The sequence below is a fragment of the Tianweitania sediminis genome (genome assembly GCF_017813335.1).
GTDB lineage: Bacteria > Pseudomonadota > Alphaproteobacteria > Rhizobiales > Rhizobiaceae > Tianweitania > Tianweitania sediminis.
In genome coordinates this window covers 17,731-33,881 of the sequence record NZ_JAGIYY010000005.1, presented here as the reverse complement: position 1 = coordinate 33,881, position 16,151 = coordinate 17,731, and the positions used below count along the sequence as shown (strand labels likewise).

The 16,151-nt window shown below is 63.8% G+C and carries 9 protein-coding genes; 4 read left to right on the top strand and 5 right to left on the bottom strand.

Annotated elements, in window-relative coordinates; genetic code table 11:
• Positions 1-20 precede the first annotated feature (20 nt).
• Genes J5Y06_RS14960 through J5Y06_RS14945 form a run of 4 tightly spaced genes read right to left on the bottom strand, consistent with a single transcriptional unit; the run spans position 21 to position 5,879 of the window.
• The gene (locus J5Y06_RS14960) at positions 21-491 is read right to left on the bottom strand and encodes a hypothetical protein (RefSeq protein ID WP_209336000.1); all 471 of its coding nucleotides are present in this window, start codon (positions 489-491) and stop codon (positions 21-23) included.
• Entirely contained in the window at positions 488-1,453 is a 966-nt protein-coding gene (locus tag J5Y06_RS14955; RefSeq protein WP_209335999.1) for an ASCH domain-containing protein, read from the bottom strand. The genes J5Y06_RS14960 and J5Y06_RS14955 overlap by 4 nt, the downstream gene beginning before the upstream one ends.
• Positions 1,450-4,968 (bottom strand): helicase-related protein, encoded by a 3,519-nt coding sequence (locus J5Y06_RS14950; RefSeq protein WP_385932390.1) that lies wholly within the window; start codon positions 4,966-4,968, stop codon positions 1,450-1,452. The genes J5Y06_RS14955 and J5Y06_RS14950 overlap by 4 nt, the downstream gene beginning before the upstream one ends.
• Before the next feature lie 29 nt (positions 4,969-4,997).
• Positions 4,998-5,879: a WYL domain-containing protein gene (locus tag J5Y06_RS14945; protein ID WP_209335998.1), complete on the bottom strand. Its 882-nt coding sequence runs from the start codon at positions 5,877-5,879 to the stop codon at positions 4,998-5,000.
• 130 nt (positions 5,880-6,009) lie between these two features.
• Here J5Y06_RS14945 and J5Y06_RS14940 point away from each other — a divergent pair, with 130 nt between their 5' ends.
• Together J5Y06_RS14940 and J5Y06_RS14935 are read left to right on the top strand one after the other, a co-directional pair.
• Positions 6,010-8,673, top strand: coding sequence for a PD-(D/E)XK nuclease family protein (locus J5Y06_RS14940; RefSeq protein ID WP_209335997.1), 2,664 nt, complete (start codon positions 6,010-6,012; stop codon positions 8,671-8,673).
• The gene (locus tag J5Y06_RS14935) at positions 8,673-12,077 is read left to right on the top strand and encodes a UvrD-helicase domain-containing protein (protein WP_209335996.1); all 3,405 of its coding nucleotides are present in this window, start codon (positions 8,673-8,675) and stop codon (positions 12,075-12,077) included. Before J5Y06_RS14940 ends, J5Y06_RS14935 begins: the two co-directional genes overlap by 1 nt.
• Positions 12,078-12,161: 84 nt before the next feature.
• Here the strand turns inward: J5Y06_RS14935 and J5Y06_RS14930 are convergent, their stop codons facing one another.
• Positions 12,162-13,469, bottom strand: coding sequence for a hypothetical protein (locus tag J5Y06_RS14930; RefSeq protein ID WP_209335995.1), 1,308 nt, complete (start codon positions 13,467-13,469; stop codon positions 12,162-12,164).
• 759 nt (positions 13,470-14,228) lie between these two features.
• Here J5Y06_RS14930 and J5Y06_RS14925 point away from each other — a divergent pair.
• Positions 14,229-14,507 carry a hypothetical protein gene (locus tag J5Y06_RS14925; RefSeq protein ID WP_209335994.1) on the top strand — a complete coding sequence of 93 codons (279 nt, stop codon included), beginning with the start codon at positions 14,229-14,231 and terminating at the stop codon, positions 14,505-14,507.
• Positions 14,508-14,799: 292 nt separating this feature from the next.
• A complete protein-coding gene (locus tag J5Y06_RS14920) occupies positions 14,800-16,116 on the top strand; it encodes a hydroxymethylglutaryl-CoA reductase, degradative (protein ID WP_209335993.1) in 1,317 nt (438 codons plus the stop codon).
• The last annotated feature ends 35 nt before the right edge of the window (positions 16,117-16,151 follow it).

Below are 16,151 nucleotides of genomic sequence, written 5' to 3'. Positions count from 1 at the left end.
TCATGGTCACAGTGGAAACTTTATGGTTGAGGGCGTGGCGACCAGTTCCGGCCCCCTGGCGGCGCATCCTTGCGCCAGCCGCCCTTGATGGTCTTTACTGCTGAGATCGGCACTCTTTGGTCCTGAGGGAGTTCGATCAGGTCCCGGACATGCCAGAACACGGCCCAATGCCCGCGGTTGTCACCGTCGTACTGACCCGTAGTCGGAGGCCGATGAACCATGCCAGCAGAATGGCGGCCGTTGCATGATTCCTCCGCTCCCACATACCAACCGGCCCAGCTGATGACGAAGCTATCCTTCGCCGGCACGCCCTCGTGCGACGGGTAGATCAGGACCGGAATAGCGAGGCCGTCGCGGAGCTCATCAACCTTCCGGAACAGCTCCCACTTGCGTGAGCCGAAGGCCACGAAACCAGTGTCCTTGGCGATCTGCGCACCTGATTGGAGGTGCTCCAACGGGACCGGCGCAAGGATGGCGAAATCTTTCGTCATGCGCCTTGCCCCCAGCGCCCAGCCTTCTGAAGGCGGACCCGATACCTATACGGGGCCGTCTGCTCGACAACGACCCGATCACCCGCCTGAGCGCGATTAAGCTTGTAGAAAGCTCCGATCCAGCCACGGGCACGGAAGAACCTCTTTGAGCCGTCCAGATCCGTGACGACGGGCTCAGCTCCACCCCAGTCGATCGTTAGCTCACGCTTTGCCGCGCTCGCCTTGTTCGATCCTCCGACCGCATCGGAGGGAAAGCAGTCGAAGAAGGACCGCAGGTAGATGTGGCTGTTGGCGATGTTGCCATCAGTGATGGTTACCTCGCCGATCGCCCTCCCGTTCGTGGGCTGCGGCTTCGCACTCGCTCCCGTTGGCGCAGCTGGCGTCCGCGGAGCGCGCGGGGAACTGACTTCCGGCTCGTCGTGGCCGTCGTCCCAATCAACGTCGACGTATAGCTTTCGTCCGCGCTGTAAGATGTCGATCTGGACCGTTTCGCTTCCGGCCAACCGGCTCAATTGCCCTGGCGCGCTGCGCTTCAGCTCCGGCGACGAGGTAGCAGCGACAGCTGGGACTATTCCACCCAACTGATCGGTGACGCCTTCAATGGCCGCCGCATCCAGTTCGACCCATGTCACAGCGCCGCTCTTGTGCGTGTAGGGCACAGGCCGGGCCAGCCGTCGAACGTCCGCCAGCTTCCATGGTGTGTTCCATTTGGCGACTTCGCCTGAGCGGATCACGGCCTCGGGAATGCGGTGACGGTCAATCGAGGCGACCATCTCCGCCGGCGAGAGCGGCGCACCCACGTCAACCAGGCGCGCGACGCCGTAGATGGCGCCGGTGCCCTTGCGGATCAGGCCGAACCATTCGCGGTGGGATGCACCGGACGAGCGCATCTCCCAAGTCTTCAACCCGTCGAGAATATAACCGATCCAGGGGTCAGCGATGATCAGCGCCTTGGTGATCATTGCGGCGCCTCCGCCCGCTCCAGCAAGCGTGCGAGATTGAACTGAATGGCCGTGTGTTCGAACGCCGGCTCATGGTCCGACAAGGCCCCGCGAATGTAGCGCGGCTCTCGCGCGGTCCCATTCTCCACCTGGACGATGGCCAGGATGTACTTGTCCGGTTCATGAAGGGAGGTGATCACCTCCTGCCGGGTGATCATCACCGCGTCGGCGCCGTGGACCCGCCCCTTCACCTCGATGAAGCGAAGGTGCTTGGCGACCGGATCATAGGACACGATGTCGTAGCCGATCTTCTGCGCAGAGACATCGGACGGAACGTTACCCAGGTTGCGCTCTGCGGCGATCACCGCATCCATGGCCGCAAGCTCGATAATCCGTCGCGCGTCCGCATCAGCGGCGAATCCCTGCGGCGGCCTCTCTGACGGACCTTCGCCTGCTCCTGTGCGTGCATTGAGCAGACCGCGCGGGATCACGACCATGCCGCCGCGCACCCTCGGCGGCTGGGATGATAGGAACCGTTCCTGTTCCAGCAGGTCCATGCGGCGCTTCTGACGTTCCGCTAGATCTTCGGCGCGGCGCTGAGCGTTCTGCCAGCTGAGACGCGTCTTCTTGCCGGCCTTCTCCTCCTCCTTCAGCTCGAAAGCCCGGGAATCCCAGTAGTTGATCTCCTTCTTCAGCCGGGCGCGCACTTCGCGCTCAACCTTCTCAATCTCCGGCAGCCGACGCGCCTTAACCTCTGCGAGGTGAGCCTGCGCCAGCTCGACAGTCGCGAACCGGACCGCGGTCTTCTCAAGCTCGGTCGTCAGCCACTCCTCTTCCAGGAGGCCGTGTACGCTGGCGATCTCTTGGACAGTGGCCGGACGCAGGTTGAGGTGCGGGGCGATGCCCGCATTGGACGCTTCCCCGGCCTTATTGATCGAGGCGAATTGAAGCTTCTGCGAAACCACGTGGGGCTTGCCCGCACTGGTTGCCCGACCGTCCTGGATGCTGTGTTCGAGCAGGAAGATCGCCGAAATTCCGTCGCCTGCGTCCAGATCATCAACCAGGATCGCGCCTTGGCGCATGATCTGCTCGTACTGTTCGCGCACGATGCTGATCACGGCATCGAGCAACGGGTGCCCCGGGCAGACGAAGGTGGCGACGGGCTGCTGGTTGGTCCGGCCCTTCTCGAAGCAGATGCGCTCGTACTTCTTCTGTATCGGCGCGCCGGTGCCGATCTGACGATCGCGCTCACGGATCCGGACGGGCACATGGGTGATCTCCCAACGCCCCTCCTCCCGCCGCTTCATCCGTCCTCCAAGGTGCTGGAAGGCCTCGACGAAGAAGCTCTGGACGTGATGCGGCTGCAGGCGCTGGGCCTCCGCGCGCTCCATCTCAAGGCGCAGTTCCTCGACCTTGGCCTCGGGCATCGTGTCGTTGGTGAGCGCCCGCCTTTGCAGCAGCTCCAGGAGGTGACCCTGGTCCACCGCGCCGTCCACCTGGCGGAACAGGCGCGCCTTTACGTCTTCCTGTTCGCCATACTGGATGGCCTGAAACAGGAGATCCTTCAGCGCAGTGCCTTCGAACAGCTCGCCGAGCACGTCATAGACGCGCCCGCCCAATGCCTCCCGCGCCGCCTCGAGTTTTTCGAGGAGGCGAGCATAGACCTCGCCTTCGCGAGTGTCCGCGGCGACCAGATTCCAGAGATGGCAGACCTCGGTCTGGCCGATCCGGTGGATCCGGCCGAACCGCTGTTCGATCTTGTTGGGGTTCCAGGGCAGGTCGTAATTGACCATCAGGTGCCCGCGCTGAAGATTGACGCCTTCGCCGGCCGCATCGTTGGCGATGAGGACCAGCATGTCACGGTCCTGCATGAACCGCTCCACGACCTTGCGCCGCTCCTCGCGAGAGACGCCGCCGTGAATCACCTCGACAGCTTCAGGATTCCCGAGGCGAGCCCGGACCTTGTCGAGCAGGTAGTGGAGGGTGTCCTTTGGCTCGGTGAAGATGATGAGCTTGCGCCGGTTGCCGTCGGTGTCGACCATCAGGTCCTCATCGAGGATGCGATTGAGTTGGGCCCATTTGGTGTCGAGGCCTGAGCGTAGGACGCCCAGCGCCATCCGCTCCAGTCCCTTCAGAGTCTCGACCTCCATCGCGAGCTGCTCGACCGTCTCGGCGGTCGTTGCTCCCGTGGCGATCAGGTCCTCCAGTTCGTCGATCTCCTCCTGCCCGTACTCCTCCAGGTTCCTGAGGATGTCAGTGTTGACGTCGGGCGCGGCGAAACCGGCTTTGCGCCCCTTGGCGGCGAGCCGGGCCTCGCCGAGCTCGTTCTCAAGCCGCTCATGCCGGCGCTTGAGGGACTGGTAGATGGCGGCCGGAGATGAGGCGAGCCGACGCTGAAGGATCTGCAGCGCGAAACCGACGTTGTTGCGCTTCTTGCCGTCGCCTTCCGCGAAACGCTGTACCCGGTTCATCTCGGTACGAACATATTCCGTGACGGCGGTGTAGAGGGCGGCCTCCAGCTCGGAGAGCTGGTACTTCACAGTGTAGGCGCGGCGCTCAGGGAAAAGCGGCCGCCCGTCGAACCGCAGCAGCTCTTCCTTTGTCAGTCGCCGCATCATGTCGGCGGTATCGGCATAGTGGACGCCGTCACGGAACCGGCCCTCGAACCGGTCACCATCAAGCAGCGCCATGAAGAGCTGGAAATCCTCCTCCTTGCCGTTGTGCGGGGTGGCCGACATCAGCAGCAAGTGGCGGCAGACTTCACCGAGCTTCTGCCCAACCTGGTAGCGCTTGGTGTATTTGACGTCGCCGCCGAAATAGGTCGCCGACATGCGATGGGCTTCGTCGCAGATGATGAGATCCCACTCGCGACCGCTTGCCAGCTTGTTCTGCAGCTCCTCGTTCCTGGCCAAGACATCGAGGCGCACGATGAGCCGATTGCGATCCTCGAACGGATTTCCTGAGCGGGAGGTCTCAATCATGTCCCGCGTCAGAATATCGAACTCGAGGTCGAACTTGTGGCCAAGCTCGTCCTGCCATTGCTCTACCAGGCTGCCAGGCGCCACGACGAGACACCGTTCAAGATCGCTACGCGCGACCAGCTCCTTGATCAGCAAGCCTGCCATGATCGTCTTGCCGGCGCCCGGATCGTCCGCGAGCAAGAAGCGGAGCGGCTGACGCGGCAGCATCTCGCGGTAGACGGCGGAAATCTGGTGCGGCAGCGGATCCACCAAACTGGTGTGGATCGCCAGATAGGGATCGAAATAGTGAGCAAGTTTGATCCGGTTCGCCTCGGTCACCAGCCGCAACAAGGCGCCGTCGCCATCGAACGACCATGGCCGTCCATTCACCTCGACTCCAAGGCGATGCTCGTCGTCCCGGTAAAGCACGGCTTCGGCCACGGCGCCGTTGTGGTCGCGGTAGACTACGTTGATCGCCTGATCGCCGATCCAGTCCACTGACAGGATTTGGGTCGCCTGGGGTGAGGCGATGCCGCGCACGGAGGCGCCATTCCGGATGTCTTCAAGCCTTGCCATTCTTCCCCCCATCGGCCGCACGCGCCGCCTCACGCCGCAAACTCGGCCTTCTCCAAGGCCGCCGCGGTCTCTTCCTGATTGACGACGACGATGTGCTGGCTGCGCGCGGGCTGCTTCGCAGCATCACCCAGCAGGCCCAAGCGCTTTAAGACATAAAACAGCATGGCATAGCGAACTGTAAGAACAGACGAGCCCCCCTCCATGCCGAAGTCCTTGGCGACGACAGCCTTCTGGCTTGCGGTCAGGTCGGGATGCGGGCCAATCACCACGCCAAAGCGCTCCTGCCACAGTGCGTCCTGCAACGGGTCCTTGCCCTCCTCTCCCGACGCGCCCACTCCAAGAATGCGCGGCAGGAGGAAGTCCTTGAACTTGTCGGTGACGTGGCAATAAGCGCGCACGTGCCAGCGGAAGCCGTCATAGCCGAAGGCGTGAGGTGTGATCCGCCGCCAGATCGGATCCGGCCGATCCTTGCTCATCGACTGATAATGCACGTCGATCGAGCGGCGATCGCGCACCGCGCGCAAGACAGTCCTGAGCACCTCCGAATCTATATCTCTGCGGGGCGTCAGCGCGACGTCGGTGTCCGGAACGTCGGTGATCCACGACTCTGATAGGTCGATCAGGCCCTCGGCCACGGAACGCAGCCGGGACAGATAACCCTCGGGATCGGGCTTGAGGAAGTGGGGCTCGAACTGCTCGCCGGCGACGTAGCGCTTGGCTCTCTTGTCGTAGATCGCGTTCTGGGGCGCCCGCTCCTGATAGAGCGTCAGGTCTTTCGACGCCTGCGGCACTGACACGTCGAACATGTCCACGATGTCGGAGCGATTGACGCCGCCTTCCCAGAAAAGGCGAAACTCGATGAACTCGAGGCGGCGCTCCACGCCCCACTTCAATGTGGCCAGGCTATCCATCCGAAATCGTCCTCCAGCGGATGCAGATAAAAACTATATGGACACACCTGCACGACACATATAGTTTATATTCCCATCACGGGCTCGCGTCAAGCAGAACCGTGTCGGGCAGCAGGGTGGAGGCACGACAATGACCAGCATGTTCAACCGGCGGACCATCGTCGCTCACGGACGTATGGCGATGCGGGAGCTTCGCCTCGACGCTGCGCGCCACCGGCGGCACGGTCTGCGGATCATGTCCTTCGAGCACCTTGCCGTCCGCCTCGCGGGCGGCTTTGCCAGGCCAATCGACGACGAGAGCCTGCGCACGGCTATCCAGGCTGCGTTCCCCTCCACGCCGCTCGGGGAACTCGAAAGCATCAAGCTCCTGCCCGGCATGGTCGACGCCGCATCCGACACCCTGCACAAGGCGTGGCGCGCCGGAGTCAACCTCGCCTCGCGCGCAACTGAGCATCCTCGCCTCGATGCCATAGCCCGCCTGGAATCCGCTGTTCTGGAACAGCTTCCGCAAGGCATGATGCGGCCCTGTGACCTAGTGGCCGCCGCCTGTCAGCGCCTCGATCACGCCAACGCCATTCTGGGGCCAGTCGAGATCGTGGGGATCACGGAACTTTCGCCGTGCTGGCGCCCGCTGCTCGGGGCGCTCACCGACTACACCCCCGTGACTTGGACGGCGGGTCCTCGACCGACACCGGCCTGGCTGGAGGCGATCGGCGTGTCAGTCACGCGAGAGCCGCCGCGAGCCCCGTCTGTTCGGGTGGAAAGCGCCGCAACGGCCTACCACGAAGCTATCGAAGCAATGCGTTGGGTGCGCGCGCTGCTGGCGTCGGGCGAGGCCGAACCGGCGGAGATCGGAATCGCGGCCGCATCCACGGCGGACTACGACCACCATTTCCTCTCGCTTCGCGCCGACGCGAACCTCGACCTGCACTTCATTCACGGGATCAAGGTCACCACGACTCGGGACGGTCAGGCCGCCGCCGCGCTTGCCGACATTCTCGTCCGCGGGCTATCGCAGACCCGTATGCGCCGCCTGGCAGCGCTCTGCGGGTCCGAGCCTGGTCCGTTCCAAGCACTGCCCTCCAGTTGGCTGCGCATCTTGCCCAGCGACGCCCCGCTCGCCTCCATCGGGGCGTGGATGCGCCTGCTCGGACGGCTGACTGCGGCCGACTGGCCGGATCAGCAAGATCATACCGCCACGCTGCGCGGCATCGTTGGGCTGCTGGGCAGGGGCCACCACGCGGCCGAGGAGATTGGTGCGGCGCTCCTTAGCGGCCGTGCGCTGGCGATCTGGCGCAAGGCGCTCCTCGCCGGGCCGACCGGCTCGCTCGACACCACGTTGGAGAACCTCAAACAGGATGACGGTCTTGAAGACTGCGTCTCGGTGGCTTGGATGCCAGCTAGCGCCTTGGCCTCCTCACCACGGCGGTTCGTCCGCCTGATCGGGCTGAACTCGTCGCGCTGGCCCCGCAGCATCTCCGAAGATCGCCTGATCTCCGATCACGTCATCCCGACTGCCGAACTCGATCCCCTGCCGGTGGCTGCGGCCGATCGCCGTGACTTCGAGACGATCCTCGCCACCACCGAGCGCCAGGTGGTTCTGTCGCGCGCGCGCCGCGATAGCGAGGGCCGGCTTCTCGGCCGCAGCTCGTTGCTCGGCGTCTATAGGGAGGAGATCTACATTCGCCGCAATGCGGTCCCGGCTCACGCCTTCAGCGAAACCGATCGGTTGATGGCGCGCCCGCTGGAGTTTGCCGGCCACCCCCAGGCCGCGGCCGCCACGACCTGCTGGCGCAACTGGCACCGCAAGGAGATCACACCGCACGACGGCTTGGTGCGCGCCGACCATCCGCTCTTGCTGGCCATCCTCGACCGGACCCAGTCGGCGAGTTCGCTCCGCCTGCTCCTGCGAAGCCCACTCGGCTTCGTTTGGCGATACGCGATGCGGCTACGGATGCCCGAAAGTGGCACCGATCCGCTCGTTCTGGACGCCCTCGACATGGGCGACCTCGTCCATATGACGCTCGATCTCGCCCTCCAGCAGCTGGAGGCCAACGGCGGCCTGTCAAAGGCGGACGAGGCTCAGATCGCCGCGAAGGTGGAAGACGCTGCGCGGCAGGTTGCCGCTATCTGGGAGAGCGAACGAGCTGTCCCTCCAGCGATGATCTGGCGCCGGACCCTGGACGACGCGCGCCTCTTGGCCACCCGCGCGCTCGCCTATGGCGACGAGCGGCTGCCCGACGCCCGTTCTTACGGGGAAGTGGCTTTCGGCGGCCTTGAGGGGAAATCCGGCGCGGAGGGCCCGTGGGATTCGACAGTTCCCGTCGAAATTCCCGGCGCAGGGTTCCGCATCAACGGCTACATCGACCGTCTCGATCTATCGGGCGACGGCAAGCGCGCGCTCGTGCGCGACTACAAATCCGGACGCGCACCCAAGGACGCCATCAGCCTCGACGGCGGCCGCGAGCTTCAGCGCTGTCTCTATGCCTTCGCCGTTAAGGCGCTTCTCGGGTCCGAGGTCTCGATCAGCGCCTCCCTGCTCTTCCCGCGCGAGCAGGTGGACTTGCAGCTCGCGGATCCGGAAGCGACCCTCGTCGAGATCACCGGCTACCTGCAGGTGGCGCGCGCCAACCTGATTGCCGGGCGCGCCCTGATGGGACCTGACACCGGCGGAGCCTATGACGACCTCGCCTTCGCCCTGCCGGCGAACGCAGGCGCCACCTACTGCAAACGCAAGCTGCCCGCCGCGACAGAGATGTTCGGCGACGCCGCGCAAGTCTGGGAGGCCCAGTGATGACCGCTGTAAGCAAAGCCCTGCGTGACGACAACGCCCGCCGCGCCGCGATCAGCATCCATGATCGGTCTATCCTGGTCGAGGCGGGCGCCGGTTCGGGCAAGACCGCTGTCATGGCCGGGCGGATCGCCACGATGCTTGCCGAAGGCGCCGCGCCCAAATCCATCGCGGCTGTGACGTTCACCGAACTGGCTGCGAGCGAGCTTCTCATCCGCGTCCGTGAGTTCGTCGCCGAGTTCGCGGCGGGCACGATCCCGACCGACCTGCGGATCGCCTTTCCCGACGGACTGTCGGAGGCGCACAAAGCAAACCTCGCGACGGCCTCGGCGACGATCGACGAGATCACCTGCTCGACGATCCATGGCTTCTGCCAACGCCTGATCAAGCCGTACCCCGTCGAGGCGGACATTGACCCCGGCGCAAGTGTGATGGACCGCAACCAGGCCGATCTCGCCTTCATCGAGATCGTCGACGCCTGGCTGCGCGAGCAGCTTTCCGGCGACCAAGGCGGCATCATCGCGGAAATGGTGCTGCAAAGCCCCGGTGAGACCGTCGAGCTGATCCACAAGATCGTCGCTAACCTGCGCAAGCGGCGCACCGTCTCGGCGCCGCCTGTGACACCGCTCGCTCCCCACCTGCGGGCCTTCCAGGATGCGACGCAAGCCTTCGCCGACTTCATCCGGACCGCACCCGCGATCGAGGAGGAAACCGCGAAGTTCGCCGGACGCCTAGGGGAGATGGCCCAGGCGATGGACGACGCGGCGACGGCCGAGACGCCGGCGGGCCTCGTCCGGCTTCTGGTCTCGCCGCCGCATCCTGAGCTTTGCACCAAGAGCGGCTCGTTCCTGGCCTACAAGAAGAAGGGCAAGTGGGTTGAAGCGGCCAAGCGCGAGGGCTTGGCCAAGGCCGATGGCGAACGCCTCAATGCCACTGCCGAGGGCCACTATGCGGCGTGCTGTGAAGCCTGGCAGGTCCTGCTCCAGAATGTTGCTAGCCGCGTCCTGTCTGACCTGATCGCACAGGTGCAGCCGGTGCTGGAGGAGTTTCGGAGTTACAAGCGCTCGGCCGCCTTGCTCGACTTCGACGACCTGATCTTCGCCGCGCGCGATCTGCTGCGCGGACATGACGAGGTTCGCCGCGCCCTGGGCGCGCGCTTCTCGCGGGTTCTCGTCGACGAGTTTCAGGACACCGACCCGCTGCAGACTGAGATCTTCTGGCGCTTGTGCGGAGAGCCGCCGGTCGATGGCCGGTCTGCGGAGTGGGCGGAGTTTCGGATTCGGCCAGGCGCGCTGTTTCTGGTCGGCGATCCCAAGCAGGCGATCTATCGCTTCCGCGGCGCTGACGTCAGCGCCTACGTCCGGGCGCGCGATGCCTTCATCGCCCAGGACGCCGAGAGCGTCCTGTGGATTTCCACCAACTTCCGCTCCTGCGCCCCGATCCTCACCTATGTGAACGAGCGCTTCGAAGCGCTGTTGTCCAGTGATGGTCAACCGGGCTTCACCGCGCTCGACTCTTTCCATAGCGGCCGAGGCGAGGCTCCCTGCGTCGCTGCAATAGATGTTGCTGTGGCCGATGAGAACGGCAAGGCGACCGCCGAGCAGCAACGTGACGCCGAAGCCGAAGCTGTCGCCGAGCTGTGCGCCCGCCTTATCGGCAGCGAGATGATCCTCGACCGTCGCTCAGGCGCCAGTCGGGTCTGTCGGCCCGGCGACATTGCTCTCCTCGCGCCTACCGGAAGCGACCTCTGGCGCTACGAGGAAGCGCTTGAGCGGCACGGCATCCCCGTCGCCACCCAAGCCGGGAAAGGCCTATTCCGGCGTCAGGAAATTCAGGACCTTATCGCGCTGACCCGCGTCCTCGCCGATCGCCGCGATACGCTCGCTCTGGGGGCGCTCCTGCGGGGCCCCTTGGTCGGCCTCACCGAGGAGGAACTGCTGGATACCATCTGGGCGCTTCCGCGGTCCCAGGAAGATCCCGACGCCTTGCCGCGCCTAGACCTGGGCGTGGAGGCCAGTTCGATCGCCAACCCTCTGGCGCGATCGGTGATCGAAAGGCTTCAGGCCCTTAATCGCCGCACCAACAGCACCACGCCGCACGACCTCCTTTCGCAGGCTGTCGATGTGATGCGGGTGCGGCCGATCCTCCTCGCCCGCCATCGCGGCCAGGCGGAACGGGCGCTCGCCAATGTCGATCTCTATCTCAGCCTCGCCTCCGCTTTCTCGGTTCGCGGCCTGCGCGCCTTCGCCGAGACGATGACCGCAGCCTGGACCGACGAAGCTCGCGCCGTCGAAGGGCGGCCTGACGCGCAGGAAGAAGCCGTGGCGCTCTACACCATGCACGCCGCCAAGGGCCTTGAGTGGCCGATCGTCGTGCCGGTCAACACGATGACCGGCATCATGCCGGCCGAGATCGCGGTGATCGATCGTGACAGCAACACCTTCTACTGTCCGGCGTTCGGCGTGAAGCCGGCCGGCTACGATGAAGTGCGCGACGCGGAAAAGGCGGAGCTTGATCGCGAGCGCGTCCGACTCTGGTACGTCGCCGCCACCCGGGCGCGCGAACTTCTGGTCCTTCCCCGCCTCGACGCTGCGCCGTCTAGGTCGGCCTGGATCTCGCTGCTTGACCTGTCGCTCGCCGACCTGCCGGCACTGGAGGTCGCTCATCTCCCGCTGGAGATGGGCGCTGCGACGCCGGGCGAAGGTAACCAGCAGACCCGCGAGACCTTTGCGGCGGAAGCGGCGTCCATTGCCGACCGCCACCGCCGCCTGACCTGGCTCGCTCCCAGCCGCGACGAAAGCAGCGCCGGACCGATCCTCACTCCGGAAGTCATCGAGATCTGGGCAGCGCATGACGAGCGGCAGCCCGACGACGAAGCCGAACGCCCCAGCATCCAGGGCGGGCGCGAACGGGGACTGATCCTGCACAAGCTTCTCGAAGAAGTGCTGACGGGTGAAGCTCCAGAAGACAACGCCGGGCTGACCGAACGCGCGCGATCACTCATCATGGCGCTCGGCCGCTCTGCGGTCGAAGACCCGTCGCAGGGCTTGTCTCCTGGCGAGCTTGCAGAGTGCGTGATCCGCACGCTCACCTTGCCTGAGATCGCCGAGCTTCGTCCGGCTCTCACGCCCGAGCTGCCTGTCTATGCAGCGGCGCTCCTCGACGAGGTTGAGCAGGCGACGACCGGCATTGCGGACGCCGTATGCCTCGGACCCGACGGTACACCGCAGGTGGTCATCGACTGGAAGAGCGATGTCCAGCCAAGCGCGGAGACGATCGAGCACTACCGCGCCCAGGTGCGGACCTATCTTGACATGACCAGCGCCCCGCGCGGGCTGATCGTGCTGGTGACGACGGGCGAGATCATCGCCGTGACGCTGTCACCGCCTGCTGCGGTCGCGGCCTAGTCACCGGAGGCAGGAGGGACATTATGGTGACAACCATGGGCTGAAACCGCAGCGCTGGATGTGCGGAAACGTTTCCACACTTGCTCACCTTCTCGCGTCCAGTTCTCGTATCAGCGCCGTCGCTATTCTTATAACCGGCTCCACCGCCGGAGCTTTGCCGAAGTCGAAGCTCTCCCCGTATATGAGCAAGGCTGAAACGCTACGGGCGTGTATGTTTCGCCATTCCTCCTGACCGTCGACTGGAACGTCGGGAGGGCATTGTTCACTTAGCAGCCTGAGGCCGAGCTCTATATCCCGTTGATGTAGTTTAATAAGGATCGGACGGATTGCTCCAGCGCTGCTCCTCCAGACGCCATCGTTTAGCGATGCCTCGTGCCACCCAGGTGCATGTTCGACGGCAACCTCATAATCCTCATCGTCGAATGCAAACTGCTCCGGCAACAGATAGCTACTGTCCGCTTGTGCTTCCGGCCCTGTCGGCCATGCTGATCGCGCCGCATCGGCCGGCAGCGCGATGGCCTCTTCCGTCTGAACCTTGGGGTCGCCCTCCCCTCGCGCTGCCCAGTTCAACAGCGGGCGCACCTCGCTGACAAGCCATGTTCCAAGGGCGTTCGCAGGAGGCCATACGTCCTCCGCTCCGCCCATGGTGAAAAGAACTTTCTCTACCTGATGCCAGCGGCTTTCGACCGGGAATGGTACGGGCCGGATCTTCCCGTAGGTTAGATCCAGAGGCTCAATGAAGGTGCCGAGATGAAGCAGCACACGGTTCGCCCATCGGGCATCGGAAACGACCTTCTTTGCCAAGTGAGTTTTCACCAAGCGGTCTGCGCCTAAGGCGTCATCAATCGCCGCGATGATCTTTTCCAAGACGGCGATGAACTCTGGGATGTGTCGGCGCTTGCTGTCGTACAGGCGCATGACGCCCTTATCTCCCCCGACCTCCACATCTGCATTGGAAGCCGTGTCCTTTTTCCTGACGCCTAGATATTCCTCTACCTCGTCTAACGTGGGCCTTTCACCCGTTTCATACGAGCGAAGTATCTCGTCCACTCTGTCAGGGAACCGCCCCAGAACCAGAAGCGCTCCGGGTTGTACCCTGGCGGCAATGAGCCTGTGTCTGAAAGGGCCCAGGTTTTCGACGACTTTCATTCGCTTATAGGATGCGCTTCGGTCGAACCCCTTGTGGCGGCACCACATCGAGAACGTACGCTTCTGCGCGTGCTGCTTCACCAACAGAAGCGCGTCTCCCTCGACGAACAGACCTTCTGAGTTGTTCTTTTCGACTGGCGCCATCAGCGCGTCAGCTTGCCCAACCAGCTCACGTTCTTCCGGAGAGAGAGTGGCTAGAAAGGCCATCCAATCCGTGCGCTCACGAGACTTACTCATTGACATTCGCTACCTCCTGGCCAAGCGACGGCTTCCTCTGCCCGCGCTATTGCTGCGGACTCCTATGCGGTTGCGATGTAGGGATACAGTCGCGAAAAGGTCAACGATCCATCATCCAGATGCCCTTCCGCAACAAAAGACTTGACAACAGTAATCGACAGAATTCACTTGCCCTAACAAAATACTGCCTTTGTGTACAAAGGAGTTCTTTCAGGCTGTTAACTCGAATCCTTGGCGACCCTTGCCTGGAACGGCTTTAAGAGAACTGGCGATAGCCAGTAAAGAACCGGAACGGTCATACGATAGCGTCAAAAGAAAAGGATTCGAGGCGGGGACGCGAACGGTCTTCAAAGCAGCCACGGCAGCCAATTCTGGCGGCAAAATGACGCAGGGGTCGCAGTGGTTTGGGGGCCATCCCGCGACAGCCGAGAACCTGCTGCCCTACCTCATGCAACAGGTTTGGGACCAGGGATTGTCGCAAGGAGCTTTCCCTCACCCTCCATTAACGGCGTCGCGAAGAACAGTTTGCCAGGTATTCCGGACATGTGGAAGCGATGTCCGCAAGACTGGCTACATCCTCGCAACCAAAATCGACGCGTTGCGGCTCCGCTACTCGCATCGGCGAAGCCAAGCGCGTGTCTTCGCTCGGACTAGAACCTTGACCGCCATATCCGCTGACTGGAAAACCGGCGGGGTCGAGCTCCCTCTCCCTCTTCTTTATCGCAGTTCCGGCCGGCTCCTTCTTCCTGCGTCATCGATCCGCCATTGGAGAAGGCGATTGGCCTGGCAGCTGACGAACCTGCAGGCGTCTGGCGGCTGCGGGAGCGGCTGGCCGCCAGCCACGTCGAATTCGACCGCCTCGTTTCCGAGCGCTGGGATGCGCTATGCGGCAGAGCGACATCCACCTTCGAAGAGACGGTCGATCCGGCAGATGGGTGCGGACTCGCGCTCGCGATCCATCTCGAACGGTACCGCGTCTCCGTCGGGTCCGCCCCCATCCCGTTGTCAGCGCGCCTTCTGCCAATGCTGACAAAAGGAAGATGATCTAGCAACCTGCCTGGGCCTGCAAGCCGCTTCCTCTGCCGCGAAGGAAGGCGCATTCACGTTCAGGCGTCACGGCTGGCATCTAGCTGCGTACTGCTGCCCAGTCGGTTCCCGCAGGCGCCTACGTCTTCATTGACCAGCAGTCCTCTTTTGCTCGACCGCTGCCATGTTGCTCTGACGACGACGAAAGGTTGAGTTAATCGAGTGGCCGATACCGCCCTCGCCAAGGGAGTTGCGTTCGCCGCCTCCATGCCGCAAAGACGTTGAGCGGCGAGTTCGAGGGAGGCATAACGTGGTCGAGCAGGGCGAAAGCGGCGCGCGCAACGGCGTCAACTCACGTTTCGAGCAGTTCCGGGATCTTGAGCCTGCCGAGCGACTGAAACGTGTCGTCGAAGCGGCAGGGCTCGATCAGAATGAAAGCAGGGCCCTGAGCGGCGGCGGAGCTCTTCCAATCAACCTCGCCAATGGAATGATCGAAAACGTCGTCGGCACGTTCGAGCTGCCGCTAGGGGTCGCCACCAACTTCACCATCAACGGCCGCGACTACCTTATCCCGATGGCGGTCGAGGAGCCTTCCGTGGTCGCCGCTGCTTCCTATATGGCACGGCTTGCACGCCAATGCGGCGGCTTCCTGACGTCAAGCACCGATCCCGTGATGCGCGCGCAGATCCAGCTACTAGGCCTCGCTGATCCGTTCGGCACGCGTGCCAAGCTGCTGAACGAACGCGCACAGATCATCGCGCTTGCTAATTCGAAAGACAAAGTCCTCCTATCTCTTGGCGGCGGATGCCGCGATATCGAGGTGCATCTTTTCGAGGATACTCCGGCTGGCGCTATGGTAGTGCTTCATCTTCTCGTTGACGTGCGCGACGCGATGGGCGCGAACACAGTTAACACGATGGCGGAGACTGTCGCTCCGCTCGCCGAGAAGCTTACCGGCGGCAGGGTCCGCTTGCGCATCTTGTCCAACCTCGCGGACCGGCGGATTGCCCGCGCCCGCGTCGAAATTTCGCCGGACGTGCTTCGTACCCAAACGTGTTCTGGCGAGGAGATGGCGAGCGGCATTGTGGAGGCCTGCGCGCTCGCGATCGTTGATCCCTACCGTGCGGCGACCCATAACAAAGGCATCATGAACGGCATAGATCCACTTGTGGTCGCGACTGGTAATGACTGGCGGGCCATTGAGGCAGGCGCCCATGCCTATGCCGCGCGCTCGGGGCGCTACGCCTCCCTTTCGCGATGGGAGATCGCTGCCTCGGGCAACCTTGTGGGCACGCTCGAAATGCCGATTGCGCTTGGTCTCGTTGGCGGTGCCACCAAGACGCACCCCGCCGCACAAGCCGCCCTGAAGCTGCTAGCAGTACAAAGCGCGCAGGAACTCGCCGAGGTTGCCGTCGCTGTTGGCCTGGCGCAAAACATGGCGGCGCTGCGCGCGCTGGCTACAGAGGGAATTCAGCGGGGCCACATGGCGCTGCACGCGCGCAATATTGCGATCGTCGCGGGCGCCCAGGGCGAAGAAATTGGGACGATCGCGGCCGAGCTCGCCGCAACGCACGATGTGCGGGTAGACCGGGCGCGCGAAATCCTGGCGCGCCTGCGCGGCGGATAGGAGACTTTCGTGACCGGCGGAACACTCGAAAACGC

Bases quoted from the DNA above. Each gene is read 5' to 3' on its own strand.
- J5Y06_RS14960 (WP_209336000.1), bottom strand. From the start codon at position 491: ATGACGAAAGATTTCGCCATCCTTGCGCCGGTCCCGTTGGAGCACCTC.
- J5Y06_RS14955 (WP_209335999.1), bottom strand. From the start codon at position 1,453: ATGATCACCAAGGCGCTGATCATCGCTGACCCCTGGATCGGTTATATT.
- J5Y06_RS14950 (WP_385932390.1), bottom strand. From the start codon at position 4,968: ATGGCAAGGCTTGAAGACATCCGGAATGGCGCCTCCGTGCGCGGCATC.
- J5Y06_RS14945 (WP_209335998.1), bottom strand. From the start codon at position 5,879: ATGGATAGCCTGGCCACATTGAAGTGGGGCGTGGAGCGCCGCCTCGAG.
- J5Y06_RS14940 (WP_209335997.1), top strand. From the start codon at position 6,010: ATGACCAGCATGTTCAACCGGCGGACCATCGTCGCTCACGGACGTATG.
- J5Y06_RS14935 (WP_209335996.1), top strand. From the start codon at position 8,673: ATGACCGCTGTAAGCAAAGCCCTGCGTGACGACAACGCCCGCCGCGCC.
- J5Y06_RS14930 (WP_209335995.1), bottom strand. From the start codon at position 13,469: ATGTCAATGAGTAAGTCTCGTGAGCGCACGGATTGGATGGCCTTTCTA.